Here is a 25,624-nt window from a genome sequence, read left to right on the forward strand (position 1 = left end):
AAAATAGTGAGAATCTATTGCGCTTATTAAATAATCGTTTGCAGTGTTTCATTGATTAAATATGCGATTTTTCCATCTTATAATGCTAAAATCCGAAAGTTAACAAAATGTTGTCAAGCAAAGTTCGTGGTGATACCTTCGTCAAAGGGCTGCGAAAACAGACTATCTCACTGTCGGATTACCGAGAGGAGCAGGATGAATGGTAGCGTCACTAACTGGCTTGATAAAAAGATAAAGTTATCCGTGGCGTGTATTAGTGATGAGTTACCAGCAATAACAATGGGTAACTAATATCGTTCTGCTAATGTTGGTGTAGTGTTAATAGTGATGTGGTGCGAACTTTCACTATCATGCATAAAGACTTTAGCCGACAGTATTCAGCGCATTCAGCCACATTTGCATCATTCGTTTCTGGTGCAGTATTTGGGTTTGACAAGCAACAGGAGACAAAGCGCATGACAGAAGCAGTAGCGCTTGAAGTAAAGGATTTACATAAATCTTTTGGCCAGAATGAAGTATTGAAAGGGATTTCGCTCACTGCACATTGCGGGGATGTCATCTCTATCATTGGCTCTTCTGGTTCAGGTAAAAGTACATTTCTTCGCTGTATTAACCTGTTGGAAACGCCAACTCAGGGTGAAATTTGGGTCAATGGCGAACTGATCAAAATGAAGAACAATCGCCGGGGTGAATTCCTGCCTGTCGATGATCGTCAGGTGCAGCGCATTCGCTCCCGCCTGGCCATGGTTTTTCAAGGCTTTAATCTCTGGTCACACATGACTGTACTGGGAAATGTGATCGAAGCACCTGTTCATGTCCTCGGTGTACCTAAAGCGGAAGCCATTGAAAAAGCCGAAGCCTTACTGAAGAAAGTGGGTCTGTACGACAGACGCCATTATTACCCGGGTCACCTCTCCGGTGGTCAGCAGCAACGGGCTGCCATTGCACGCGCACTGGCGGTAGACCCCGAAGTCATGCTGTTTGACGAGCCTACCTCCGCCCTTGACCCTGAGCTGGTCGGTGAAGTATTGGGCGTCATGCAGGATCTGGCCCAGGAAGGACGCACCATGCTGGTGGTGACACACGAAATGGCGTTTGCCCGCGATGTGTCAAATCAGGTGATGTTCTTACACCAGGGGCTGGTTGAAGAGCAGGGGCATCCTGAAAAGCTGTTCCAGAACCCGGATTCAGAAAGATTAAAACAATTTATTTCCTCCATTTACTAAAATAGGGATGTGAGTTTTACTCAAGCCCGATAATTAACAACTTCGCTGTTTCAGCGGTTTACAACCATCCCTTACTCACAAACGGGGTGGATGCAAATACAACAGGAGTAAGACAATGAAAAAATGGATTTTGGCTGCCGCCGTCGTTTCAGCTCTGGGGGCCACCTCAGTTCAAGCGAAAGAGTGGAAAGAAATTCGTTTCGGTATCGAAGGCGCCTATCCTCCATTCAGCTGGACCGAGCCAAGCGGTGAACTGAAAGGTTTTGACGTCGACATGGCCAATGCGCTGTGTGAAGAACTGCAAGCAAAATGTAAGATCGTCGCCCAGGACTGGGACGGTATTATCCCGTCTCTGCTGGCGCGTAAATACGATGCCATCATTGCCGCTATGTCGATCACGGAAGAGCGTAAAAAGAAAGTGGATTTCACTGGCAAATACGCTCTGATCCCCAATAAATATGTGGCCAAGAAAGGCACACAGATTGACTTCAGCAAAGAAGGCCTGAAAGGCGTCAAAATTGGTGTTCAGCGTGCAACGACGCACGATAAATACCTGACCGACAACTATGGTGATTCTGTTGAGATCGTCCGCTACGGCTCTTTTGATGATGCTTACCTGGATCTGAAAGCCGGCCGTATCGCCACCGTACTGGGTGATGCTTCGGCGCTGGAAGAAGGTCTGCTGAACAAAGACGGCGGCGAAGGGTATGAGTTCATCGGTCCTTCTCTGACCGATCCTAAGTGGTTCGGTGAAGGCTTCGGGATTGCAACCCGTAAGCAGGATAAAGATCTGACCGAGAAACTGGATAAAGCCATCTTGTCGCTGCGCGAAAAAGGCGTCTATCAGCAACTGGCATCTAAGTACTTCTCTTACGACGTATACGGTGACTAATCGCTGACAGTAGACTCAGAGACATCAATATGTCTCCCGGTGTACGAGCGATGTGATGAGACGAATGAGAGTGCCGGGTCGAGGGTGGCTCGGCACTTTTACTATCTGTCGCTGACTCTTTGCAGTTTAAAGGAGTGACCCCTTGTTAGATTTAAAAGGATACGAATGGTCGTTGATCGAAGGCGCGTGGGTAACCTTGCAGGTTGCTTTGCTGTCTTTGGTACTGGCGATGGTCTTGGGCATGATAGGTGCGCTGGCAAAATTGTCACGTTATCGTCTGGCCCGCTTAACGGCGACCACTTACACCACTGTCATCCGCGGTATTCCTGATCTGGTACTCATGATGCTGATCTTCTTTGGCGGTCAGGTACTGCTGAACAACAGTTTGTATGGCATCAATGAGTGGCTGAACAATTATTTTGCGTCATCAGATCCCAGCCATGAATGGACGGCCTATCTTCCTGACTATATCGAAGTCAGCCCCTTTATCGCGGGTATACTGACCATTGGCTTTATCTTCGGTGCCTATATGGCTGAAACCTTCCGCGGTGCCATTATGGCGGTGGACAAAGGTGAGCTGGAAGCCGCCAAAGCCTATGGCATGAGCAGTGCGATGTCGTTTCGCCGTGTCCTGTTGCCGCAAATGATCCGCCATGCCTTACCGGGCTTTGGCAATAACTGGCTGGTGTTGCTGAAAACCACAGCACTGGTCTCTATCATCGGCCTGGATGACATGGTGCGTAAGGGGGCCCTGGCCGCCGGTACGACTCAGATGCCTTTTACCTTCTACATGGCAATTGCCGTGTTGTTTCTTGTGTTTACCTCGCTTTCCACTTCGGTACTGAAGTGGGCAGAGCGTCGGTTCAGTATCCATACGAGGTAAGAGATGGACTTTAGTATTCTGACTGATAGCTGGCCGCTGTATCTGCAAGGTTTTTACACCACACTGTGGATGGTGGCGCTGGCACTTGCCATTGGTCTGGTGATTTCCATTCCTATCGGTGTGGCACGAAACAGCAAGAATCCGCTGATTTCAGGGCCCGCCTGGGCGTACATTTACTTCTTCCGTGGTACGCCGCTGCTGGTACAGCTGTATCTGATTTATTACGGCATGAGCCAGCTGTTAAATGTACAAGGCACGCTCTGGGAAGAAGCCTGGTTCTGTGCCCTGGTATCCTTTGTGCTCAATACCGCCGCTTATACGGCAGAAATCGTCCGGGGTTCCATTAACAGTATGCCAAAAGGGGAAGTGGAAGCGGCGAAAGCGTACGGTATGAGCCACTGGCAGGCATTCAGCCGGATTATTTTGCCAAGCTCGCTGCGCCGCGCCTTACCGGCATACAGTAATGAAGTGATCTTCATGATTCACGGCTCGGCGGTCGCCGGTATCGTGACCATTGTGGATTTGACCGGTGCGGCCCGGATCGTGAACTCCCGCTATTACGCACCTTTTGAATCCTACCTGTTTGCAGGACTGTGTTACATGGTGCTGACGTTCACTGTGATCTGGGCTTTCCGTAAGCTTGAAGGGCGATTCCTGCGCCACATGAAAGCGTTGAGCTGATAGGATCTCTTCACGCTTCAGACACTAAGCCAAGGCAGATGCCTTGGCTTAGTTGTTTATGGCATCTTATTGCATGGCGAAATCAGCAATTACACCTACACCTACACCGCCACTGCATCGTACAGGCTGATGCCAGTCAGGGTGGCGACTTGATCAAGGTACTGGCGCACCCGGGAAGGGAAAGTCAGTCCTTTAACCACAGTCAGGTTTCTTAAGGTCGGGAACAGATTGACATCGTCATAGCTGAGCACATTGCCGCGCTCGGAAGGCAGGGTCAGCCAGTCGAGCTGAGCCAGCACCGCTTCCATACCACTGAGATATTGCGCTGTCTGCGCAAAGGCGTCATCAAAGCTTTGTTCGATCATGGCTGATTTATTGCTCTCAAACCAGTCTTTGGCTTCCTGGCACTGAAACTCAGGCAGGTCAATCATCAGCCAGCGCGGATACACTAAACGGCTGCTGAAAGGCCGGGCAGCGTCGTACCACTCGGCAATGCGTGCCTCATGCTGGGCCTTCGCCAGCAGAGGCTGACCGTCCTGCTCGTCAAGGTAGCGGGCAATATCCAGGCTTTCTGCCATATAGCTGCCGTCAGGTTTTTGCAGAATAGGCACCATGTTGGCACCCACTTTATCGATACGCGCCTGCACATCATGGTTTTGCAAGAAAACCAGCTCAACATTGGCTTTGTTCAGCCCGGCCACCATCATGGCTTTAATGCAATACGGGCAGTGATCGAAAACAAAGAGTTTCATTTATTCAAACCTCGTCAAACCCAGCCCCGGATGAAGGGGGCTGGCAGTGGATTTATGGCGGTGATTATTTGAAAACAGACCAGATAGGTGCGTGATCAGACGGCTTTTCGATACCGCGCAGTTCGTAATCAATACCGGCTTCCTGGCAGCGGGCCGCCAGCGACGGGGTCGCCAGAACTACATCAATGCGCAGGCCGCGGTTGTCATCAAAGCCTTTGGAGCGATAGTCAAACCATGAGAATTTGTCATCCGCGGTGGGATGAAGCTGACGGAAGGTATCGACAAACCCCCAGTCCATCAGGGTTTTCAGCCATTCGCGCTCAATTGGCTGGAAGGAGCATTTACCGGTTTGCAGCCAGCGTTTGGCGTTCTGCGGGCCAATGCCGATGTCCAGATCAATGGGGCTGATATTGATATCGCCCATGACCACCAGCTCTTCATCGCTGCTGTGATGGGTATTGAGGTAGGTCATCAGATCAGCATAAAACTTTTCCTTGGCCGGAAACTTGGTTTCGTGATTGATGTTTTCACCCTGAGGGAAGTAGCCGTTCAGCACAGTCACGGTTTTACCGTCTTCTTGCTCAAAAGTGGCCATAATCATCCGGCGCTGGGCTTCTTCATCATCGGTCGGAAACCCTTTGCGTACATGAACCGGTTCCTGCTTGCACAGCAGCGCAACACCGTAATGGGCTTTCTGGCCGTGGTGGTAGACCTTGTAGCCCATGGCTTCTACGTCTTCCAGCGGAAAAGCCTCGTCATGCACTTTGATTTCCTGCAAGCCGATCACATCCGGCTGGTGTTTATCGATTACCGCTTGCAGTTGATGGAGTCTTGCTCTTAATCCATTGATATTAAAAGAAATAACTTTCATTTGATGATTCTGTATTGTCAGGGTTTAGAATGAAGCAATCCTAGCACAGTTGCTTGTGATAGCGTAAGGCCAGCGCTGAGCTGTTCGAATATCTTGATGATCTTTACCGGATTTTCTGCGCCGACTGATGACACTGGCTTTCCTATAATGAAGGCAAGTGAAAATCAACGGTGAGGCGAGTATGGGCAAACTGATCAAAGGTGTGTGGCACGATGTGTGGTACGACACAGATAAAAGCGACGGTGAATTCGTGCGTGAAGATGCCGGCTTTCGCCACTGGTTAACGGCGGACGGCCGTCAGGGACCACAGGGCCAGCAAGGCTTTAAGGCGGAATCCGGCCGCTATCACCTTTATGTCTCACTGGCCTGCCCCTGGGCGCACCGGACCTTGATATTCCGCACCCTGAAAGGGCTGGAGCCGCATATCGGGGTCACTGTGGTCAGCCCGGACATGCTGGAGCACGGCTGGGAGTTTGCGCAGCCGGAACCTTTGTACGGCTTTGACTTTATGCACCAGCTGTATGCCAAAGCCAAACCCGATTATACCGGCCGGGTAACAGTGCCTGTGTTGTGGGACAAAGAAACCCAAACCATCGTCAGCAATGAATCCTCAGAAATTATCCGCATGCTGAACAGTGCTTTCAACGGGATCACCGGCAACCAGGATGATTACTATCCCCAGTCGGCCCAGGCCGACATTGAGCTGTGGAATGCGTTTATTTATCCGTCGATCAATAACGGTGTGTACCGGTGCGGCTTCGCCACCACTCAGGAGGCTTACAGCACGGCCTTTTCTGAGTTGTTTACAGCGTTGGATAAAGTCGATGCGCATCTCGCCAATCACAGGTATTTAACCGGCAACAGGCTGACTGAGGCCGACTGGCGGCTGTTTACCACGCTGATCCGCTTTGATGCCGTGTACGTGGGCCATTTTAAGTGTAATAAGCAGCGCATTGCCGATTATCCGAATTTACAGGGCTACCTGAAAGAACTGTATCAGGTGCCGGGTGTGGCTGAAACGGTCGATTTTTACCACATCAAGCGCCATTACTATTTCAGCCATCAGATGATCAATCCAACCGGCGTGGTACCTCAGGGGCCAGAGCTGGATCTGGATTCGCCGCACGACAGGGGCAGATTCAAGCTGACGTCCTGATGCCCTCCTAATGGAGCAATGGCGCCCAGATCTCAATGCGGACCGGCGGCAAGTCCCGATTCACCGAGTAAGGCAGTGGCACAGACAAACCGCCGGCAGCCGGATCGGATTGTCTGCCAGCGCGCATTTGGCTCAGTATCTCGCAGCGCCACTGGGCCAGCGCATCAGGCAGAGGCATCATGCTGACGGCAAGCAGGCTGGGACGGATATTGGCTGCCAGGCCTGGTGCCTGCAGCCTGAGCAGGCAATCCAGACGTCCCAGATGCGCTTCGCTGCAAAGCGGATAGTCGTGAATGATGGCATCAAAATGAAACAGCGCCTGGGATGGCTGCGAGTGGCGAATGGCCTGAGCGCGTTTGAAGGTGGACTCCAGCCAGCGCAATGCGTCAAAAGCGTGAGTATTTTCCCGCAATGCCTGCAGCCTCAACTGGCTGTGACCGTCAAAGCTGTCTCTGTGTTTGAGTACCTGGCAGATATCTGCAATCAAACGGGTTTCGCCGAGTTGTAACAGCAGCGGCAGCGCATCGGCCAGAATCACTGACGGCAGCTTATTGAGGCGTTCAAAATAGCCGGATAAGCCGAGCAGCAGACGGCGTTTGGCTTTCAGAGTTTTGCCTTGCGCCAGCAGCAATCGGGCACTCAGTAACTGCTTGAAGCAATAAAGAAAAGGGCGCTGCGCGGGCAGTAATCTGTGATGCGCGCGCTGGGCTATCTGGTTCAGCGTCTGGTGGAGCTGACGGCGGGCGCGCTGATCATCCAGACTGAAATACAATTGCTCGAAGCTGGCACTGAATTCGGCCAGGCAGATAATCCAGCCAACATCAATAATCGGTAAATGGGTGGCCAGCGAGAGCCCGGCCTGAGCGAATGCATCTGGTTGTTGGCACTTGGCAGCCAGCTGCGCAACTGTCAGGGCCCTGTGACTGGCTGAGGGAGACAGTTTCAGTGCCCGCTGGGCTGTGGCAAGTGCCTGCAGCGGCTGCCCTTGCCCGGCCTGGTAGTTTGCCAGCAAATCCATCGCCTCAAGACACAGTGGGTGTTTCCCGATCAGGTGTGTCAGCAGCTGCAGGGCTTTGGCTGAATCACCACACTGGTGCTCAACCTTGGCTTCTGCCAGCGTGACTTTGATTGAGGGATGATAGCTCTGAAATAGCCTGATATAACGGCGGGCCAGCGCCCAGTCTTTTTTCTCCATCAGCATATCGAGCAGCAGGCCTTCCAGCTGGTAATCCGGACCATGCTGCAGCAGTTGCTGTTTACAGTGCCGGATCCCCTGATCCAGACCATGCTCGCTCAGCTGCTTATACACAGGCAGCCGGGCTTGACTGTTGCGCCATGCGTGGCTCAGCTTTTGCTGCAGTGTGTTGAGCGGCAGCGGTAAAGTGACAAAGGCATCCGGTTCGACCGCCAGCGCATTCAGCACCACTCGTGCACTGGTGTCTGCCGAAAAAATTACTATCCCGCAATCGGCACTGAGCAGCTGTTTTTTCCGCAGCAGGGTCAGTAATTCGCTGCCTGTCAGGGTGTTATCCAGGTGAAAATCGACCAGCAGCAGATGGTAGGCTGAGCGCTGGCAATGGTTGATGGCTTCGCGGTAGTTGGCGGCGGTGTCAATGTGACGCAGGCCAATCTGCACCAGTACCCCTTTCATCAGGCTTTGGGCGCTGGGCTGATCGTCGACCAGCAAGACTTTCAGCTTATGCCAGGGCGGGGGAGCAAGGCTCATGGTGTGCAATCGGGTAGCCATCCTATGTCCTCAGAGCAACCAGGATGCAACTGCATGCAAATGTGGCGGCAGTCACACTTTAGATAGACTGAGTGTAGTCGGTTTTTGTGGTGAAAAATTGTGCTATGTAGTGATTGGAGGGCAAGAAAGCATAAAGTCGCAAAAGTGAGAATTGTGCAGGGCTTGCGACGAAGAGAAAGAAAAAGAGAGGAATAAAAAAAGCCAGCGCGATGCGCTGGCTTGAAAGATGGTGGAGGGAGAAGGATTCGAACCTTCGAAGGCGGAGCCGTCAGATTTACAGTCTGATCCCTTTGGCCACTCGGGAACCCCTCCACAAGTGCGGTGCGGATAATAGCAAACAGGTGAAGACTGTAAACCCTTTTTCTGAATATTCATCGTTGCTTGCTGGATTTTTCGTCGTTTTGCAAGTTACGTCTACGGTTTGTGCTTTTTTGTGAGGAAAACTTGCTTAGCTTTACATTTCTTTACCCCGATTATTCTGTGGGTCAGATATGATTAGCCCATAACAAAGAACAGGATGCGTTAGCATGAAGAAAGTTGTTTTGGCCGTTGTGGTAGCGGCATCCCTGGCCGGCGGGGGCTATTTCTATTTTCAGCAGCAGTCTCATGCTGCCCAAGCCGCCAGCCAGCCCAAACCTGGCCGCAGCGTGCCGGTGGCGACAGGCGAAGTGACCTCACACCAAGTAGTCAGCTCTGTCTCTCTGGTGGGCAAATTGGCCGCCCAGCGTTCAGTGACCATTGCTACTGAAGTGGCCGCCAAGGTGGATCGCATTGTGGTGGATACCGAGCGGAAAGTGACCCAGGGGCAGTTACTGGTTCAGCTCGATAACGCCAAACCCAAGGCCGCTTACGACGAAGCAAAAGCCTATTATGACGACGAAAAGCGTAAATATACCGAATATCAGCGGCTGGTGAAGCGCGGCGCCCTGACCCAGACCGAACTGATTGCGCAGCAGGCGAGCGTGAGTATCGCCAAAGCCCGTCTTGATGCGGCCAAAGCCGAGCTGGATGATCACCAGATCCGTGCGCCGTTTACCGGCACCGTTGGTCTGATTGATTTCAGTACAGGCCATACCGTGACGGTAGGCAGTGAGCTGTTTACGCTCGATGATCTGTCAACCATGCGCCTCGACGTCCAGGTGCCTGAGCAATACCTGTCAAAACTGGCACCCGGCATGGCGGTACAGGCCAAAAGTCAGGCATGGCCGGACGACACCTTTCACGGCACGATTCAGGCCATTGACTCACGGGTTCAGGCTGAATCACTCAACATCCGGGTGCGCGTCTCGTTTGACAATGCCAGCGGCAAGCTCAAACCCGGCATGCTGATGGCGGCAGCGTTGGACTTTACCCCGCAGCAGGCCGCGATTATTCCGGTTCAGGCGCTGGAATATTCCGGCACCAAGCGTTTTGTTTACCTTGTTGATGCCAAAGGCATTGCACACCGAACTGAAGTGACACTGGGCGCCAGAGTGAAAAACGAAGTGGTGATCGAATCAGGCATTCAGATCGGTGATCGCATTGTGGTTCAGGGGCTGGTCAATATGCGCGACGGTCTGGCCGTGCAGGACGTCAGTCTTGGCAACCCGTCTGAGACCAAAGCGGCCAGTGTGGTGCAAGCAGGAGATAATGCCTGATGTGGTTATCTGACGTTGCAGTAAAACGCCCGGTGGTTGCTATTGTGCTGAGCGTGCTGCTGGTGGTATTCGGTCTGGTGTCATTCAGCAAGCTGCCGGTCCGGGAAATGCCCGATGTGGAAAATCCGGTGATCAGTATCGGCACCTCGTACGAAGGGGCATCGGCAACCATTATGGAAAGCCGAGTCACTACTGTGCTGGAAGACGAGCTGTCGGGCATCAGCGGCATTGAAAGCATTACCTCGACCACCCGTAACGGCAGCTCGCGGATCAGCGTCGAGTTCGAAATGGGCTGGAACCTGACCGAAGGGGTCAGCGACGTACGTGACGCCGTTTCCCGTGCCCGCCGCAGTCTGCCCGATGGTGCGGATGAGCCGATTGTCTCCAAAGATGACGGATCAGGCGAAGCCGCTATCTATATCAATCTGACGTCGAGCGAGATGGATCGCTCGCAGCTGACGGACTACGCCGATCGGGTGCTAACCGACAGGTTCAGCCTGATCAATGGTGTCAGCTCGGTGCAACTGACCGGCGCGCTGTACAAAGTCATGTATGTCCGCCTGTTGCCTGAGCAGATGGCAGGGCGCGGCGTGACCACCACAGATATTATCGACGCCCTGCGTGATGAGAACGTTGAGCTGCCGGGCGGCGAAGTGCGTAACGATGCGACCACCATGTCGGTGCGCACCGCCCGTTTGTACCGCACCGCAGAAGATTTCTCGTACCTGATGGTGCGGCAGGCCGAAGACGGCACGCCGATTTACCTCAAAGATGTTGCCGACGTGGCCATAGGTGCGCAAAACGAAGATGCCACCTTCAAGAGCAATGGTGTATCGAGCCTGAGCTTGGGTATAGTGCCGATGTCAGACGCCAACCCGCTGCAAGCCGCCGATGCGGTACAAAAAGAAGTGGACCGATTACAGCGTTTTCTGCCGGACGGTACTCAGCTGGCGGTGGATTATGACTCGACCATCTTTATTGAACGCTCGATCAACGAGGTTTACAACACCTTGCTGATCACAGGCGCGCTGGTGGTGCTGGTGCTGTATGTCTTTATCGGTCAGGCACGGGCGACCCTGATCCCGGCCGTCACTGTGCCGGTGTCGCTGATTTCCGCCTTTATGGCCGCTTACTATCTCGGTTTTTCCATCAACCTGCTGACCCTGATGGCCCTGATTCTGGCTATCGGCCTGGTGGTGGATGATGCCATAGTGGTGGTCGAAAACATCTATCACCATATCGAAAGGGGCGAGCCACCTTTGCTGGCCGCTTTTAAAGGCACCCGAGAGGTCGGGTTTGCCGTAATTGCCACCACACTGGTACTGGTAATGGTCTTCCTGCCTATCGGTTTTATGGATGGCATGGTGGGACCGCTGTTTACTGAATTTTCCGTGCTGCTGGCGATGTCTGTGCTGTTCTCCTCCCTGGTGGCACTGACCTTAAGCCCGGTGCTGGGCAGTAAGCTGCTCAAAGCCAATGTCAAACCCGGGCCGTTTAACCGCTTTGTCGACCGTCAGTTTGCTGCACTGGAGGCTGTGTACCGCAAAGCCGTCACTCAGGCCGTGCGCTGGCGCTGGGCGGCACCTTTGTTGATTGTCGCTGTGGTAGGCGCCAGTGTCTGGCTGTTTAAAATGGTCCCGAGCCAGCTTGCGCCCTCTGAAGACAGAGGGGTCATCTTTGCCTTTGTCCGCGGCGCGGAAGCGACCAGCTATAACCGCATGGTCGGTAATATCGAGCAGGTTGAGCAGCGCTTGTTGCCCATGGTGGGCAAAGGGCTGATCCGCTCTGTCAGTATCCAGACCCCGGCCTTTGGCGGCCGGGCCGGGGATCAGACCGGTTTTGTGATCATGCAGCTGGAAGACTGGGAAGATCGCGATGTCAGCGCGACCCAGGCACTCGGGGTGATCCGCAAAGCCCTGCAGGGCATTCCGGATATCCGTGTCTGGCCCTTCATGCCGGGATTTAGGGGCGGCTCGTCCGAGCCGATGCAGTTTATCCTCAATGGTGCCGATTACGACGAGCTGTTCGCCTGGGCCACCAAACTGAAAGATGTCGCTCAGGGCAGCGGCATGATGGACGGCGTGGACATAGATTACGCCGAAACCACCCCGGAGCTGGTGGTGACGGTTGATCGTCCCCGGGCGGCCGAGCTGGGCATTCCGCAGTCGGATATCGCAGAAACGCTGGAAGTCATGCTGGGCGGGCGCAGTGAAACCACCTTTGTCGAGCGCGGCGAGGAATACGATGTGTATCTGCGCGGTGATGAAAACAGTTTTAACAATGCGATGGATCTGAGCCGGATTTACGTTCGTGCCAGGAACGGCGAGCTGGTGTCGCTCAACAGTGTGGCGAAAGTCGAAGAAGTGGCGGCGGCCCGCAAGCTGAGCCATAACGAAAAGCAGAAGTCGATCACCATTACCGCCAACTTACTGCCCGGCCATACCTTGGGTGAAGCGCTGGATTTTATGGATGAGCAAGCTTTATCTATGTTGCCGAGTGATATTGTGATCGACTATGGTGGCGAATCGAAGGATTTCCGCGAGAATCAGAGCAGTATGGCGATGATCTTCGGTCTGGCATTGCTGGTGGCTTATCTGGTGCTGGCGGCACAGTTCGAAAGCTTCATCAACCCTATGGTGGTGATGCTGACTGTTCCGCTGGGGATCTTCGGCGGCTTGCTGGGACTGATCCTGATGGGGCAGAGCCTGAATATCTACAGTCAGATCGGCATGATCATGCTGATTGGTATGGTAACCAAGAACGGCATCCTGATTGTGGAATTTGCCAACCAGCTCAGGGATAAAGGCATCGCCTTTGAGCAGGCCATTGTCGATGCCTCAGCACGGCGTTTACGCCCGATTCTGATGACGGCATTCACCACCTTGTTTGGTGCCTTACCGCTGCTGCTGTCGAGCGGTGCAGGTTATGAAAGCCGCATTTCGGTCGGTACCGTGGTGTTCTTCGGCATGGCGTTTGCGACTTTGGTGACTTTGTTCGTGATCCCGGCCATGTATCGTCTGGTGTGCGCGAAAACTCAGTCACCGGGCCATGTCGCGGCACAACTGCAAAAAGCCCTGGAACATGATTATGTCGGACGCCGCAGCCATGGTGAGTTGCCACTGGAGGATTTAAAATAAAAGTAATTGATTGTAAATCAAAATGTTATGGATTCCCGCGCAGGCGGGAATCCATAATGTCTGCTCCGGGCCGATAGGTTCAAGCCAAACCAGTTTGATGGCTGATCAGTAACGATAACCGAGCGAGAGCTGGAATCCGTCCAGCTCAAACTCTTTAAATGTCTTGTTCAGCGAGCTTTGTTCAATACTGCTGATATATTCGCCTCTGAGCTGGAATCGGTGATTAATATCCCACTGAACCCCCAAGCCGGCATCAAAAGTCAGGCCGTTTTCCGAGAAATCAGCTGAGCATCCCTTACATTCGACGTCTGTCAAATTAACTGCAAGCCGGGCAAACAGCTTCAGCCGTGAGTTCCCCAGCTCTCCGGTCGAAGGTATCAGGCTCAGACCGACTTGTGAGGCTCTTAACTCAGCCGTTTCTATCTCAGTAAGCAGGTACTGATAACTACCTTCCAGAGCAATATAGGGCGAAAAATCATGGCCGATACCAGCTGTAAAATTATGCTGTTTATCAATACTGATCCCAGTACTTTTTTTGGCATCGAATCCCAGCGTCCCTGTTCCTCCATAAAGGTAAAAGGTTGGATTTGCAGAGATGACAAACGGGGAGACATCGTGCGGATTAGCGAAGACAGTTAGGGGTAAACAGGACAACATTAATATGGAGGGTAACTTAAACATTGATTATCAACACGTTTCTGAATTTTATAAGGGGGTTGTAGCATATTCTGTATATGCTCTGCATTCCCTTATCCGCTTCACAGATTTCTATTTAAACAGACATTAGGTAAAATCCCTGCTTCCGAACGCGTTGTGAAACGCACAATGAAGAAGATCATCATGCCAGAAAATAAACCTCAGTCTCGTAATGACGCACCATCCTCAGACACCAGTCTGGTTCGCCTGAATAAATTTATCAGTGACACAGGTTACTGCTCGCGCCGGGAAGCCGACAAACTGATTGAGCAAGGCCGGGTGCTGATTAACGGCCAGCAGCCAGAAATGGGGGTGAAAGTCGGCCCGAACGATGAAGTGCTGGTGGATGACAAACCGCTACGCAGCAAAGAGCAGCCTGTCTATATTGCGCTGAACAAGCCCGCCGGGATCACCTGCACCACGGAGAGGCATGTTGAAGGCAATATTGTTGACTTCATTGGCCACCGCAAACGTATTTTCCCGATCGGCCGACTGGATAAGGCGTCTGATGGTCTGATTTTCATGACCAATGACGGTGATATCGTCAACAAAATCCTCCGCGCTGGTAACTCGCACGAAAAAGAATATGTAGTGCGGGTGGATAAACCGGTGACCGAGGCGTTTCTGGCCAAAATGGCCTCCGGTGTTGAGATTCTCGATACCGTCACTCTGCCTTGTAAAGTTACCAAGGAAACCACTTATTCCTTTCGTATTGTGCTGACGCAGGGCCTTAACCGCCAGATCCGTCGTATGTGTGAAGCGCTGGGCTTTGAAGTGTATAAACTTCGCCGCGTTCGCATCATGAATATCACCATTGACGGTCTGACAAACGGTAAATGGCGCTATCTGACCGATGATGAAATGGCCGAGATTCACCGTTTACTGGCGCTGTCGAGTAAGACAGAAGAAGCGTCGCGGGTCGACAGCCAGGGGCAGGCCATCAGCAAAGCCACAGACGCTAAACTGTACGATGCCCGCCAGCAGAGTGAGCAGGAAGCGCCGGTTAGGTATAAAACCTATAAAGGTAAAGGCGAGGTCGAGCGTCGTCGTCCGGGCGGCAAACCGGGCAAATCACCGCAGCGTCCGCACGATAAAAAATCCGGCGGGCAAGCGGGTAAAGGCGGCCGCCCGGACCGTTCAGGTCATGAGTCGACATCGCCAGGCATTAAAAAATGGAAGTCTAAGAAAGACCAGTAACGGCTCAACGCCGATTCTGCTTGCATTCCCCTGCGCAACTTTGCACTATTCAATGATTACAAAAAGCCAGAAGCAAAGTTACAGGGGAAGTCATGGCAGGCAACACAATTGGACAAGTTTTTCGCGTCACCACCTTTGGCGAAAGCCATGGTCTGGCGCTGGGCTGCATCGTTGATGGTTGCCCACCGGGGTTGGCGCTGACAGAAGCCGACATGCAGCACGATCTCGACCGTCGTCGTCCGGGAACCTCTAAGTACACCACACAACGCCGTGAGCCGGATGAAGTCAAAATCCTGGCCGGCGTGTTTGAAGGCCAGACAACCGGTACTTCTATCGGTTTGATGATCGAAAATACCGATCAACGCTCAAAAGACTACTCCCAGATCAAAGATCTGTTCCGTCCCGGCCATGCTGATTACACCTATGAGCAAAAATACGGTGTCCGCGATTACCGCGGCGGCGGCCGTTCTTCCGCCCGTGAAACCGCGATGCGGGTAGCGGCTGGCGCAATCGCCAAAAAATACCTCAAACAGGTTCATGGTATCGAAGTGCGTGCTTACTTATCGCAAATGGGCGACGTCAGTATTGATACCGTCGATTGGGATCAGGTCGAGCAGAATGCGTTTTTCTGCCCGGATGCCTCGAAAGTCGACGCGCTGGATGAGCTGATCCGCAAACTCAAGAAGGAAGGCGATTCCATCGGTGCCAAATTGACAGTCGTGGCTGAGAATGTCCCGGTTGGACTGGGTGAGCCGGTGTTTGATCGTCTGGATGCCGACATTGCCCATGCGCTTATGGGCATCAACGCAGTGAAAGGCGTGGAAATCGGCGATGGCTTTGACGTTGTGACACAGCGCGGCAGCGAACACCGCGATGCCATGTCACCGCAGGGTTTCAAATCAAACCACGCCGGCGGTATTTTAGGCGGGATTTCCTCCGGTCAGGACATCGTCGCCCACCTGGCGCTGAAGCCCACATCCAGCATTACCGTGCCGGGCGAGACAATCAACAAGCAGGGCGAAAGCGCTGAAGTGGTGACCCGTGGTCGGCATGACCCGTGTGTCGGCATCCGCGCCGTACCGATTGCAGAAGCCATGGTGGCTATCGTCCTGATGGATCACATGTTGCGCCACCGCGCGCAAAACGCCGATGTGATCACCTCGACGCCTAAGCTGAAATAAAGAAGCTAAAAGAGATCAGCTGAAAGCAATCGAATAAAGCGTAAACCGCTCAACCTGATTCAGAGCGGCAGGTTAAACAAAAAGAGGACGTTGGGGCGTCCTCTTTTTGTTGTTCGTTACTGTTTCAGACAATCGCCAGCGGCTCTTAAGCACATAAAGTGACTTAAAAGGGAACGAATACCGTCTAAATCTGTTTCAGCACAATATTGGCTGAGTTGGTTTAAATAGGCTTCTGTTTCAGACCATGGGCTCGGTTCTTCTGTTAATACCATGATTTTTGGATGTACAGTTCTTTTGGCATTGTCTGTGATAAGCGGCTCTTCCTCGAGCTTTTCTCCAGCCCGAAGCCCAGTGAAAATGATTTGTATCTCGGGACTGGCCTGGTGAGTATTCACCGGGTGAAATTGCTGAATCAGTCGTTCAACCAATGTCAAAACTTTAATCGGTTTCCCCATATCAAGAACGAACAGTTGTCCGTTTTCGCTCATTCCATTTGCTTGAATTACCAATTGTGCAGCTTCTGGAATAGACATGAAATAGCGGGTTGCATCAGGATGCGTAACAGTAACAGGTCCGCCTTGCTGGATCTGCTGCCTGAATAACGGTACGGCTGAACCGGAAGAATCAAGCACGTTACCAAATCGTACTGCTGTAAAAAGTGTTGTGTTCTGATACTGAGCCAGAGATTGCACTATGAGCTCTGCCAGTCGTTTGCTAGCACCCATTATATTAATAGGTTGTACGGCTTTATCAGTAGAGATCAGGGTGAAGTGGCTGATTTGAGCCTGTATTGCGGCTTTTGCTAATGCCAAAGTACCAAAGACATTGTTATACAGTCCCTCAATGATGTTTTGCTCTTCTTCAAGCATAGGGACGTGTTTGTATGCTGCAGCATGATAAAGGTTATCTACCTGATGTTTTACCATCAGTGATTGAGTTCTCTGCTGATTTTGAACAGAACCTAAAGCTGCGATTAATGGAATATCAAGGTCCAGATTGTTGAGTTGCAGGCTGATTTCCTGATGAATGCGGTATAGGTTAAATTCATTTAACTCAAATAAGACCAATTTTCTGGGTTTCAGCCGGATGATCTGTCTGCATAACTCTGAACCAATTGAACCTCCAGCACCCGTAATCATCACGGTTTTGCCGGTAATATTTTTTGACATAAGCGATGTCAGAGGCAGCACTTGTTCACGGTCTAACAATGTTTCGATGTTTATAGTGGTTTTTGGCATGAGTGATTCTGAGAGCATGGAAAATCGCGATGTCGATATTACGGGCAACAGTATGCTTGGATAATAATTTGCATTATCTTGCTACTAGGCGTTCAGGAAGGCTGCATCATACCATGAGCTTCAGTGCTAGCGTGAGTCTCCTCGTGATGTAAGGCTTATGTGTTGCGGTTAGCACTATGATCCCAAACCCGCTATAATCGGCGGCATTCTTGCGGGAGGGGCTGGGATAATCAGCGCGACCTCCCAGATGTTAAATGAAGTCACACAGTCCATGCCTCACGATTATAACGACCTGATAACACTCTTTAACCGCACTTTCTTAACCAGCCTCAACACCGAATTGGTGCTGGGCGGTGACGAGCCGGTTTATCTTCCTGCCGATACTGAGCACCCGCACCACAGAATTGTGTTTGCCCGTGGTTACTTTGCCTCTGCACTGCACGAGATAGCGCACTGGTGTATTGCCGGCCCCGAGCGTCGCTTGCTGGAAGATTATGGCTACTGGTATTTGCCAGACGGGCGGGACGCTGATCAGCAGGCGGTGTTTGAACAGGTTGAAGTGAAACCTCAGGCGGTAGAGTGGCTGCTGTCGGCCAGTTGCGGCTTTCGTTTTCAGGTCAGCTGCGACAACCTGAGTGGTGATCATGAGCCGGATCGGGTAGCATTTACCCGCAAAGTCCGCCAGCAGGTGCTGCATTACCTGAATGGCAATACACCGGAGCGAGCAGGCATACTGTCAGAAGTGTTGCGTCAGCATTATGGTGTCCAACCGCTCAGCGCAGACGATTTTCCTGAGCCGCTTTGATTCGCATCATATCAATGCGTATCAGTGGCGTGAGTAAACCTATTCTGATCCGTACAGGGCCAGATTCAGATAAAACGAAAGAGTGACGAGATGATCCAGCAATACGAAGAAAAGCTGCTCACCCTGATTGACCTGATGGTGGAAACTGCATCGGATGACGAGTTATTTGCAGGCGGTTACCTGCGTGGCCACATTTCGCTGTCGGCAGCAGAGTGTGAGCGTGACGGCATTGCGTCTTTGGAGGCAATGAACCAGGCGGTGAATGACAGCCTGAAGAATGCGCAGTCTGAGCTGAACCCTGCCGATCAGCAACTGGTGAAATCACTGTGGCTTCAGTTGCAACAGTCGGCGGTTGAATAACTGCTCTGGTTAGATTGCCGTAATCCAGGCACATTGCCAGTAACTGAAACAGAAGTACAAATAGATACAAAAAGGCCAGTCCGGGTAACGGACTGGCCTTTTTGGTTATGCCGTCTCTGATTGCTTGTGTTGGCAATCAGTCGTGATTTCTGAACGCAGAGCGGATCAGGACAAAGGCCACAGCCAGCATACCGCCCAGCAGGGTGGCGATCACTACAATCAGTGAGCGTTTAGGTTTGTCTTTGGTCACCGGCTTTTCTACGTTTTCAAGAAAACGGTAGGTTTTAAATTTGATATTTTTATCCAGTTCAGTGCCCTGCAGCAGCGACAGACGTGCTTCTACCTGCTGAATGCGGGGTTCAACCACGCTCAGGTTCTTGACTGATTCCAGGGCACTCACTTTGGCCGCCAGTGCTTTGGCACCTAAGTTGATGGCAAAGATCTCGTTATCACCCAGGTTCTGAACTGGCTGATTGACATCCGCGGCGCTGGCGATATTCAGGGCGTATTGGGTACGCTCTTTTTCAACCTGCAGATAACTGCTGGCCTGACTGCGCAGTACCTTAAGCTGTTGTTTCAGCTCGTACTCTTTGGCTGACACCAGCGCCTGCACGTTGGCTAACGTATCGTTATAGACCTTGGCAGACACGAAATCGATGTACTGTTTCAGCATATCAAAGCTGCTGTTACTGGTGGTCGCCTGCAGGTTAATCACGAAGGTATCGGATTCCTGCTTGCTGGCCTGCTGAGCGGTGATTTTATCGAACCAGTTTTCCAGCGCTCTGTCGGTATCTTCTTCAGCGGCGACATTATTGTCAGTCAGAAATTGCTGAAAATCGCTACTGTTCGTTAAGAATGCCTTCTTGTTTTCCAGCGAATTAAAGCCATTGATGAAATGCTTAAACAACACTTCGGCATCAGCCACATCCAGAAGCTGAGTGCTGACCAGTACGGTACCGTCGGCCTGATAGACATCAAAGGCAGGCTGGAAGGCACTGATTTCACGTTGCAGCTGAGCAAAGTCGGTGATCTGAGGTTGAATCACTTTGGCTTTGGCCGTCCACCATTCTTGTGCGGTCAGTGCGTAGGCAACACCGGCGATGGCGAAAACAACAGTAATCAGTGCTATCAGCAGCTTTTCTTGCCACAGTGTTCTTACCAGCTGGACGAGATCAATTTCATCAGTGCTGTCTGGTGTTGGCATAGTTTGATTAGATTGATGAACAAGTTGAGGGCCTGACGGGACGGCTTTTGTGTGTGTATCTGTCACTATGACACTTCCATTGATAACTGCAATTTGTGATGCGATAAAGAAGAAAAGTAAAAAATTATCTTTGTAATTTTATCTTAATGTGTTCAGTAGAGCATTAGAATTAAGTAAATATGTACTCACAAGGCAAATTATAGGTGGGTGCTCTTAGCGGAAGCAAGCAGCCATAGGCCACTTGCAGGAAATTATTGAACAAGTTTCTACTATCCGTGATCCCTGACAAAAAAATCGGGATAACCGAGGCTCATCAAAAGTTACTTTTTATACAAAAAAGCAACATTCCCTTAAGCGTGGCCTAAAGGCACGGGATGCCGAGCCCCGCTCTCGCTTTGATTTGCGATGTTCGCTTTCATTTGCAACGAATGTCAGGGTCAATCGACTGAATAGGGGAAGCTGATATATTTGCGCCGGTAGTTTGACGAACCGGCAAAAAGAGTCAGCAGGAACATGACGGCCAATAACCCCAGACTGAACACGATATCCTCCTGAACTACCAGTTGGTAACAGCAGGTGGCAAAAAACGCGATCGCCAGCAACAGGTTGATTTTATGCAGTACGGGAAATGTTACCGAAAAAACAGCATATTTTCTGAACATATTTCTACCTCACAAACGTCGATTACGAGATCACTCCATCAGTTCAGGAAGGCGACAGTATTCGATGAAGATTAATATTTAGCCACTTTTTATATTGTCGGTACGGGATCCCGGTGCAACCGCTCAGCAGAGTGACTGGCAGCGTAGTAGCGCAGAGGTGCAATAAATCCATTCATTTTGCAGGGTTAATTATTGGTGAAATCAGACACACAGAACAACAAAAAAGAGTTGAAAGGATATAAAGAAAGCTAAAAAAACAGGAAAAAAAGCGAAGAGGGCAGAAAAGCAGGAGCGGTTGCGATCTCAGCAGTAAGCTGACCCGCCGAGGCGGGCCATCCAGTGTCACCTGACTATAAAGTCATGATCCTCATACTTATTCCGCTTGCATCATTTTCCGGCTGTACCAGGGATAACGCGCATCGGTAATGTTATAGAGCTGGTACTTACGGTTGAGCATCTGCCCGCCGTCGCGCGTCAGAGGAAGCCAGGAAATATTGGCGCGGTTGCGGCTTGGTTTTACTGTCATCAGATCGTAAGGGATCGAGATGTAAAAGCCTTTATTGTAACTGCCCTCACCAAATTCTTCGGCCGACAGGTTGGTTTTGGTCACAAAGGCACCGGCAATCACCCCACTGTCAAACTGCTTGGAGAAGTCGAAGGTTACACCCACATCTTCTGTCAGATAGCGCCCGGCGCTGATTTTCATCAGCGTATTGGGTAACAAAGTCCACTGTGGCTGGTAATAGAAAGTGGCATGACCGGTTAACGCGCCCGTCTGTACCTTGTAGTCACGTCCTGTGATGGGGTCAAAATGCACCTCGTCATGGAAAAGACCAAACTGGGTATCCGGGTCTCGCTGAATCACATAGTTCATATCAGCACCCAGCGCCCAGTTTTTCCCCATAGGGCGATAAAGCACTTCACTGCCGGCACCGGCAAACATCATTTCCAGGTAACCTGTGTACGCTTGCCCGTACCAGTTATCCGCCAGTTGATCCATCCAGGTCAGCTGAAGATTGTTGACCCGGATCGGATTGCCATCAATGTACTGGCGAACCAGAGTACGAACACGTTTTAAATCTGTGCCATCGGGCGGTACATCGTAGAGGAACTTATCATAGTTATCGAACAGATTGAGATAGACGCTGCCGCCCAGCTCCCAATGGTCTGTCATGTGGTAACTGGCACCAGCCGTCACCCCTAAGTTGTACAGATAAAACCCTTCCGAGCCACCAAAAGACTGCTGAAGAGTCGGGGACACACTCAGGTCCCATTTGTCAGTGTCTGTAGCAATCAACCGGCCTTGTGGTTGTGCCGGTACCTGATGAGTGATGGCATCATCGATAGAGGCATTGACATAGCTGTGACTGGCGACCTGATCAAATGCCTTCACATTCACCCGGGTTTCTTTGACCGGCAGCTTGTTGCTGGTTTCGATCAGGCGGTACTCGCTATAAAGCGGCAGGCCGGTGTCAGGATCTGTCGGTAACTGATTGCTGAGCAGGGTCGCCGCACGCTGATAGCCCTGGTCACGATCCCGGTATTTGTTCTGCGGCGCCTCTACAGTCACTGTATGGTCATCTGCGTACAGGGTCGGGTTTTCATAACCGGCGTTGATATGCAACTGATTCGCGATGTTCTGCCAGTCTGCGCTGGTGGTGGACCGCTTTTGCCTGTCGGGCGCATAAGTGTCGGCAGGTGTATCGCGCCAGGAGGTTGTCAGCTGATTAAAATTGGTATTAAGGTTAAAACCGGCGGTCCAGGTATTGCCGCGCTCATAGCTTATTCGCAGATCACCCCAGTCGCCCAGGCGGTATAACACCCCCAGGTTTATCGGGCTGTCCTGAGACATATCCGAGTCCGCGCGGGTTACAGGAAAATCACTGGTATAGTCGTTGCCGTCATATTCCAGTTTCAGTCGCAAAGGCCGCCAGGGTGTCTGGTATTCCACCCCGCCAAATAACGCCATGCAGCCGGAAAACCAGCGCTCGAAATCGACACTGCCGCCTTTGCCTTTATACTCGGTATTTCGGCCGCAGTCGCTGCTCAGGCTTTTATCGCCGGACAGATTGGCGCCGTTGCCAATGTAGCCCCAGCCCAGCCCCAGGGTAAAATCCAGCGCTCCCCAGTGTTTGCTGGCCGCAATGTATTCGCCGTCAAACAATCCGGTACCGCCAAAATCACGAATACCGACAGAGGTTTCTGGTATCCAGAAGCTTTCTTCCAATAGCCTAAGCTTAAAGTCTATGCCTTTGTCAGTGTATTTGGTGTCGCCACTGAAGTCCTCGTCCTCACTGTAGAGAACATCCTGAACCAGGGTGTAGCGTATGGTGGTTTCCAGCCAGGGGAACAACTGCAATGACACATTGTAATGCAGGTAATCCTGGTTATAGGTGGTACCAAAGGTGAATTCGCCTTCCGGCGCAACACGACCGGAAGGCATTTGGATCAGGCCTACGCCACCAAAATCGGATTGGGAAACGGAAAAATCAGGGTAACTGAAGTCATCGGCATGGGCCGCAAGGGTGATAACCCCCAGAGATAATCCTGACAGAAAACGGAGACCCGGAAAACGAAGACCCAGGTGCTTGGTACAGGAAGACATAACAGGCTGATCCATCAGAAAGGCCTTTGTGAAAGCAAATGAATAATTTGAGAATTTAACGACTTCGCACTTGCTGGCAGATCGGTAAACGCAAGATAAAGAATGGCGCCCGGCGCGATATCTTTATCTTGTCGGTTCCAGTACGCGATGCTGTGTTGTTCGGCTTTGCCGTCGGGCTGAATCACCCAGACGTAATCCCGGTTGGCCACCGATAACGCTTGTATCTGTTTCAGATAGCCTGCGGCATCTTGCCTTTCCTGCCACGGCAGGGAAATATCAGCTGTATTGCCGGCAGGCAGTTTGATGGCACCTGTCACCTTAACGGTATTGGGCCGGGTGGCTAATCGCAACACAAAAGGCCCGTTCAGCGCAGGGTTGTTCTCCGGCACAATGCGCACGCGATCGCTGTCTAACGGAAGAAAAATGCGCTCACCCGGCAAAGGTGAGGCTAAACTTTGTGCCAGCTGAATAAGAGTCTCACTGGCAGCCGGGCGATGGTAGCGCCAGTGATCGGCCAGCGCTCGGATCTGCCTGTCTGCGGTTTGCTGCTGCAGGGCGAGGGCTTGCTTAGCACGGTGATCGGCTTTCCATAAAAAGGAACCGATCCAGTACAGAGACTGCCAGTACAGAGCCTGAGCAGTATTGTCTGATTTTGTTGATAACTGGTATACATTGGCTAGCGCGTCTTGTTGAACCCGATCCAGGCGGACAGTTTGCGGGTAGCGCAGTTGCAGTTCTTTTTCGCCGCTGTCCAGCTGTACTCTGACGAAGGTGGGTGCCGTTTCAACAGGCATTGCCATGGCAACAGGTGTCAGGGCAGGTGACATCCCTAACAAAGCGAACAGTATCAAAGCCGTCAGTTTAATAACAGCCGGTATCAAAGCTTTCATCATAGATCCAGGGGCGAAAAGCCATGTCTGGCGAGGCGAAAATATCCGCTGTAAGTGATTGTCTGGATTCATAAACCGTTATCGTCCGTAAGCTTTAAGCAATTGTGTTTCGACTTCAGGTAAGCCGGGTGCGATAAGCTGGCGACTTTTCAGTACCTGACCACTGGCGGGCTCAATCCAGAAAGCGTTGTCAAACTGCAGATCCAGACTGGGTACATTGACCGTCTCAACAAAATAGCGTGCAGACTGAGTAATATTGTTGATCCTAATAGTCACCAGCCCTTTGTCCTCAAAGCGGGAGGTGAGCTGATAACCAAAGTGGTAGCCGGGCTGCCAGTCGATGCGGCGGGTCCAGGTTGTCGGCGTAGTGGGCAATTGCAACCCGAGAGCAACCGGGTCTGGCGTTTCTGCTGTAACCTGTACCAGATTGCCAAGGGGCAGGTTCAGGGTTTTCACCAGTCGCCCGTGTTCTGTCACTAGCATGCCTTTGTCGGCGGCCAGCCATTTCAGCTGCATAGCCGGCTCGGTCGCTTCTGACTCAGTAGCAGTTTTTGACGATGTCAGAACCGCAGCAGGCTCTGCCAGAGCCAGCACCATAAAGGCCTGAGGGCCGTCTCCGATACGGGCGTACATACTGGCGTAAGGGAGTTGTTCAATCCAGGCTGAGGATTTTACTGTGTCATCATCACCGCGAACAGCAAGACGAAAGGTATCCGACACATTCTGAAATTTTTGGCTGCATCCGGATAAAAAAAGCGGTAACAGGGCGATGAGTACCAGAAAGCGTCTGTTTACAGAAAGACGGGCGTCGAACATTAGGTATCCGCTAGTCATAGGTCAATGGGAATCACAGGTCAATGACAGAAATAAAAATAACCGCACAGATGTGCGGTTATCGAATCAGAGACAGCAAAGCGTGTTTGCTTAGCCCTGATTTACAGACGTTGATGTTGCTGTATCGTTGTCGTTGGCATCAACAACAGCAACTGCGGTGACTGCCACGGCAGCACCTACAGCAACAGTGGTAGCAGTGATACCGCCAACAGCGGCAGCCGTTGCACCCGCAGTACCGGCTGCAGTACCTGCCGCAGCTGTTGAAGCTGTAGTTGCGGTGGTAGTAGAAGTAGTAGCTGCTGCAGTACCTGTGGTGCCGGTAGCTGCAAACGCTGAACTGGCCATTAGCAATGCAGCCAGAGAAACGATTACCTTATTCATCCTATTCCCTTATTAAGTTGTGTTGAGTGATAAATTCTAAAGATTGCGGCTTGTTGATAACGCAAAACGCTTTTCAATGATATTTGCATATATAAAGGATAGCAATGTATAGAATGTGAAGATTGCTGTTTACTGCGATTTTAAAACAAAACACTCAGTTAGTATTTTTATACTAAGCGCATTACTAAGCGCATAGTATAGCCTTGTAGCTACTTGTTAGTACCAGAGATTCGGTGAACATTCCGTTGAATGCATTGAAAATTGAATTTTTCCTGCGAACAATTACCTGACGATGACTAATTACTCTAATTTGAACCCTGTTGCATTTAATGGTTTCTCAGTGGAGAGCGATTGTGTAGAATGCGGCAACCAAAGTGACAGTCAATCAGGGCGTTTTTACAGGCTCTGCAACGATTGTGATGGGGTAATACAGGCGTTTTTACAGGTTTTGGTTAAAACAAAGACAAATGTAAGCTAAATCACATTTTGCTAATAAAATGTCATGCGGCTGACACGAGTGTCATGTGAAAGCGGTAACCTGCACCTTGCAGAAAAACATGGATGTATTGAAGGCGTTTGGGAGCTGTAA

Annotated in this window: 22 protein-coding genes and 1 tRNA gene; 11 read left to right on the plus strand and 12 right to left on the minus strand. The window is 51.4% G+C overall.

Annotated features, from left to right (window positions below; all coding sequences use genetic code 11):
* Positions 1–455: 455 nt before the first annotated feature.
* The 4 genes from P0Y67_RS03850 (at position 456) to P0Y67_RS03865 (ending at position 3,682) form a co-directional block, all read left to right on the plus strand.
* Positions 456–1,226, plus strand: coding sequence for an ABC transporter ATP-binding protein (locus tag P0Y67_RS03850; RefSeq protein ID WP_337114101.1), 771 nt, complete (start codon positions 456–458; stop codon positions 1,224–1,226).
* Positions 1,227–1,341: 115 nt separating this feature from the next.
* Positions 1,342–2,118: an ABC transporter substrate-binding protein gene (locus P0Y67_RS03855; RefSeq protein WP_342390810.1), complete on the plus strand. Its 777-nt coding sequence runs from the start codon at positions 1,342–1,344 to the stop codon at positions 2,116–2,118.
* 142 nt (positions 2,119–2,260) lie between these two features.
* Positions 2,261–3,001, plus strand: coding sequence for an ABC transporter permease (locus P0Y67_RS03860; protein ID WP_337114099.1), 741 nt, complete (start codon positions 2,261–2,263; stop codon positions 2,999–3,001).
* Between the two features lie 3 nt (positions 3,002–3,004).
* Entirely contained in the window at positions 3,005–3,682 is a 678-nt protein-coding gene (locus P0Y67_RS03865) for an ABC transporter permease (protein ID WP_120511450.1), read from the plus strand.
* Between the two features lie 101 nt (positions 3,683–3,783).
* Here the strand turns inward: P0Y67_RS03865 and grxB are convergent, their stop codons facing one another.
* Entirely contained in the window at positions 3,784–4,434 is a 651-nt protein-coding gene (gene grxB, locus P0Y67_RS03870; RefSeq protein ID WP_342390811.1) for a glutaredoxin 2, read from the minus strand.
* A gap of 64 nt (positions 4,435–4,498) precedes the next feature.
* A complete protein-coding gene (xthA, locus tag P0Y67_RS03875) occupies positions 4,499–5,305 on the minus strand; it encodes an exodeoxyribonuclease III (protein ID WP_342390812.1) in 807 nt (268 codons plus the stop codon).
* Positions 5,306–5,486: 181 nt separating this feature from the next.
* On the opposite strand from xthA, the gene P0Y67_RS03880 reads away from it, so the two are divergent.
* Positions 5,487–6,461 (plus strand): glutathione S-transferase family protein, encoded by a 975-nt coding sequence (locus P0Y67_RS03880; protein ID WP_342390854.1) that lies wholly within the window; start codon positions 5,487–5,489, stop codon positions 6,459–6,461.
* A 7-nt stretch (positions 6,462–6,468) separates the two neighbouring features.
* Here the strand turns inward: P0Y67_RS03880 and P0Y67_RS03885 are convergent, their stop codons facing one another.
* Entirely contained in the window at positions 6,469–8,208 is a 1,740-nt protein-coding gene (locus P0Y67_RS03885) for a response regulator (protein WP_342390813.1), read from the minus strand.
* A gap of 227 nt (positions 8,209–8,435) precedes the next feature.
* Positions 8,436–8,520: transfer RNA gene (locus tag P0Y67_RS03890), tRNA-Tyr, on the minus strand.
* 215 nt (positions 8,521–8,735) lie between these two features.
* Here P0Y67_RS03890 and P0Y67_RS03895 point away from each other — a divergent pair.
* Both P0Y67_RS03895 and P0Y67_RS03900 read left to right on the plus strand, forming a co-directional pair.
* Positions 8,736–9,845 (plus strand): efflux RND transporter periplasmic adaptor subunit, encoded by a 1,110-nt coding sequence (locus tag P0Y67_RS03895; protein ID WP_342390814.1) that lies wholly within the window; start codon positions 8,736–8,738, stop codon positions 9,843–9,845.
* Positions 9,845–12,982 carry a multidrug efflux RND transporter permease subunit gene (locus tag P0Y67_RS03900; RefSeq protein WP_342390815.1) on the plus strand — a complete coding sequence of 1,046 codons (3,138 nt, stop codon included), beginning with the start codon at positions 9,845–9,847 and terminating at the stop codon, positions 12,980–12,982. The genes P0Y67_RS03895 and P0Y67_RS03900 overlap by 1 nt, the downstream gene beginning before the upstream one ends.
* Before the next feature lie 105 nt (positions 12,983–13,087).
* Here the strand turns inward: P0Y67_RS03900 and P0Y67_RS03905 are convergent, their stop codons facing one another.
* Positions 13,088–13,663, minus strand: coding sequence for a porin family protein (locus tag P0Y67_RS03905; protein ID WP_342390816.1), 576 nt, complete (start codon positions 13,661–13,663; stop codon positions 13,088–13,090).
* Positions 13,664–13,822: 159 nt separating this feature from the next.
* Between P0Y67_RS03905 and rluF the strand changes: the two genes are divergently transcribed.
* Positions 13,823–14,875: a 23S rRNA pseudouridine(2604) synthase RluF gene (gene rluF / locus P0Y67_RS03910; RefSeq protein ID WP_342390817.1), complete on the plus strand. Its 1,053-nt coding sequence runs from the start codon at positions 13,823–13,825 to the stop codon at positions 14,873–14,875.
* A 92-nt stretch (positions 14,876–14,967) separates the two neighbouring features.
* Positions 14,968–16,056: a chorismate synthase gene (gene aroC, locus P0Y67_RS03915; RefSeq protein ID WP_342390818.1), complete on the plus strand. Its 1,089-nt coding sequence runs from the start codon at positions 14,968–14,970 to the stop codon at positions 16,054–16,056.
* 116 nt (positions 16,057–16,172) lie between these two features.
* Here aroC and P0Y67_RS03920 read toward each other — a convergent pair whose 3' ends face one another.
* Positions 16,173–17,294: a UDP-N-acetylglucosamine 4,6-dehydratase family protein gene (locus tag P0Y67_RS03920; protein ID WP_446728792.1), complete on the minus strand. Its 1,122-nt coding sequence runs from the start codon at positions 17,292–17,294 to the stop codon at positions 16,173–16,175.
* 271 nt (positions 17,295–17,565) lie between these two features.
* Between P0Y67_RS03920 and P0Y67_RS03925 the strand changes: the two genes are divergently transcribed.
* Together P0Y67_RS03925 and P0Y67_RS03930 are read left to right on the plus strand one after the other, a co-directional pair.
* Complete coding sequence (locus P0Y67_RS03925; RefSeq protein WP_342390819.1) at positions 17,566–18,099, plus strand: elongation factor P hydroxylase; 534 nt, start codon at positions 17,566–17,568, stop codon at positions 18,097–18,099.
* A 90-nt stretch (positions 18,100–18,189) separates the two neighbouring features.
* Complete coding sequence (locus P0Y67_RS03930; RefSeq protein WP_120511441.1) at positions 18,190–18,459, plus strand: YfcL family protein; 270 nt, start codon at positions 18,190–18,192, stop codon at positions 18,457–18,459.
* Between the two features lie 136 nt (positions 18,460–18,595).
* On the opposite strand, the gene P0Y67_RS03935 is transcribed toward P0Y67_RS03930, so the two are convergent.
* The 6 genes from P0Y67_RS03935 to P0Y67_RS03960 form a co-directional block, all read right to left on the minus strand.
* Positions 18,596–19,729 (minus strand): LPS O-antigen chain length determinant protein WzzB, encoded by a 1,134-nt coding sequence (locus tag P0Y67_RS03935; RefSeq protein WP_342390820.1) that lies wholly within the window; start codon positions 19,727–19,729, stop codon positions 18,596–18,598.
* A gap of 371 nt (positions 19,730–20,100) precedes the next feature.
* On the minus strand, positions 20,101–20,325 hold the full coding sequence (locus tag P0Y67_RS03940) for a hypothetical protein (protein ID WP_027252897.1): 225 nt from the start codon (positions 20,323–20,325) through the stop codon (positions 20,101–20,103).
* Positions 20,326–20,698: 373 nt separating this feature from the next.
* Positions 20,699–22,930 (minus strand): YjbH domain-containing protein, encoded by a 2,232-nt coding sequence (locus P0Y67_RS03945; RefSeq protein WP_342390855.1) that lies wholly within the window; start codon positions 22,928–22,930, stop codon positions 20,699–20,701.
* Between the two features lie 14 nt (positions 22,931–22,944).
* Positions 22,945–23,820, minus strand: a complete 876-nt coding sequence (locus tag P0Y67_RS03950) for a capsule biosynthesis GfcC family protein (protein ID WP_342390821.1) — start codon at positions 23,818–23,820, stop codon at positions 22,945–22,947.
* Between the two features lie 78 nt (positions 23,821–23,898).
* On the minus strand, positions 23,899–24,636 hold the full coding sequence (locus P0Y67_RS03955) for a YjbF family lipoprotein (RefSeq protein ID WP_342390822.1): 738 nt from the start codon (positions 24,634–24,636) through the stop codon (positions 23,899–23,901).
* A gap of 108 nt (positions 24,637–24,744) precedes the next feature.
* Entirely contained in the window at positions 24,745–25,035 is a 291-nt protein-coding gene (locus P0Y67_RS03960; protein WP_342390823.1) for a hypothetical protein, read from the minus strand.
* Positions 25,036–25,624 lie beyond the last annotated feature (589 nt).

The organism is Photobacterium sp. SP02 (assembly GCF_038519165.1).
GTDB classification, from domain to species: domain Bacteria; phylum Pseudomonadota; class Gammaproteobacteria; order Enterobacterales; family Vibrionaceae; genus Photobacterium; species Photobacterium halotolerans.

Excerpts from the sequence above, each read along its gene's own strand:
- P0Y67_RS03960 (WP_342390823.1), bottom strand. The coding sequence starts at position 25,035 with ATGAATAAGGTAATCGTTTCTCTGGCTGCATTGCTAATGGCCAGTTCA.
- P0Y67_RS03855 (WP_342390810.1), top strand. The coding sequence starts at position 1,342 with ATGAAAAAATGGATTTTGGCTGCCGCCGTCGTTTCAGCTCTGGGGGCC.
- P0Y67_RS03905 (WP_342390816.1), bottom strand. The coding sequence starts at position 13,663 with ATGTTTAAGTTACCCTCCATATTAATGTTGTCCTGTTTACCCCTAACT.
- P0Y67_RS03945 (WP_342390855.1), bottom strand. The coding sequence starts at position 22,930 with ATGTCTTCCTGTACCAAGCACCTGGGTCTTCGTTTTCCGGGTCTCCGT.
- xthA (WP_342390812.1), bottom strand. The coding sequence starts at position 5,305 with ATGAAAGTTATTTCTTTTAATATCAATGGATTAAGAGCAAGACTCCAT.
- P0Y67_RS03885 (WP_342390813.1), bottom strand. The coding sequence starts at position 8,208 with ATGGCTACCCGATTGCACACCATGAGCCTTGCTCCCCCGCCCTGGCAT.
- P0Y67_RS03925 (WP_342390819.1), top strand. The coding sequence starts at position 17,566 with ATGCCTCACGATTATAACGACCTGATAACACTCTTTAACCGCACTTTC.
- P0Y67_RS03920 (WP_446728792.1), bottom strand. The coding sequence starts at position 17,294 with ATGCCAAAAACCACTATAAACATCGAAACATTGTTAGACCGTGAACAA.
- rluF (WP_342390817.1), top strand. The coding sequence starts at position 13,823 with ATGCCAGAAAATAAACCTCAGTCTCGTAATGACGCACCATCCTCAGAC.
- P0Y67_RS03895 (WP_342390814.1), top strand. The coding sequence starts at position 8,736 with ATGAAGAAAGTTGTTTTGGCCGTTGTGGTAGCGGCATCCCTGGCCGGC.
- P0Y67_RS03850 (WP_337114101.1), top strand. The coding sequence starts at position 456 with ATGACAGAAGCAGTAGCGCTTGAAGTAAAGGATTTACATAAATCTTTT.
- P0Y67_RS03880 (WP_342390854.1), top strand. The coding sequence starts at position 5,487 with ATGGGCAAACTGATCAAAGGTGTGTGGCACGATGTGTGGTACGACACA.
- P0Y67_RS03955 (WP_342390822.1), bottom strand. The coding sequence starts at position 24,636 with ATGTTCGACGCCCGTCTTTCTGTAAACAGACGCTTTCTGGTACTCATC.
- P0Y67_RS03865 (WP_120511450.1), top strand. The coding sequence starts at position 3,005 with ATGGACTTTAGTATTCTGACTGATAGCTGGCCGCTGTATCTGCAAGGT.
- P0Y67_RS03940 (WP_027252897.1), bottom strand. The coding sequence starts at position 20,325 with ATGTTCAGAAAATATGCTGTTTTTTCGGTAACATTTCCCGTACTGCAT.
- P0Y67_RS03900 (WP_342390815.1), top strand. The coding sequence starts at position 9,845 with ATGTGGTTATCTGACGTTGCAGTAAAACGCCCGGTGGTTGCTATTGTG.
- P0Y67_RS03930 (WP_120511441.1), top strand. The coding sequence starts at position 18,190 with ATGATCCAGCAATACGAAGAAAAGCTGCTCACCCTGATTGACCTGATG.
- grxB (WP_342390811.1), bottom strand. The coding sequence starts at position 4,434 with ATGAAACTCTTTGTTTTCGATCACTGCCCGTATTGCATTAAAGCCATG.
- aroC (WP_342390818.1), top strand. The coding sequence starts at position 14,968 with ATGGCAGGCAACACAATTGGACAAGTTTTTCGCGTCACCACCTTTGGC.
- P0Y67_RS03950 (WP_342390821.1), bottom strand. The coding sequence starts at position 23,820 with ATGAAAGCTTTGATACCGGCTGTTATTAAACTGACGGCTTTGATACTG.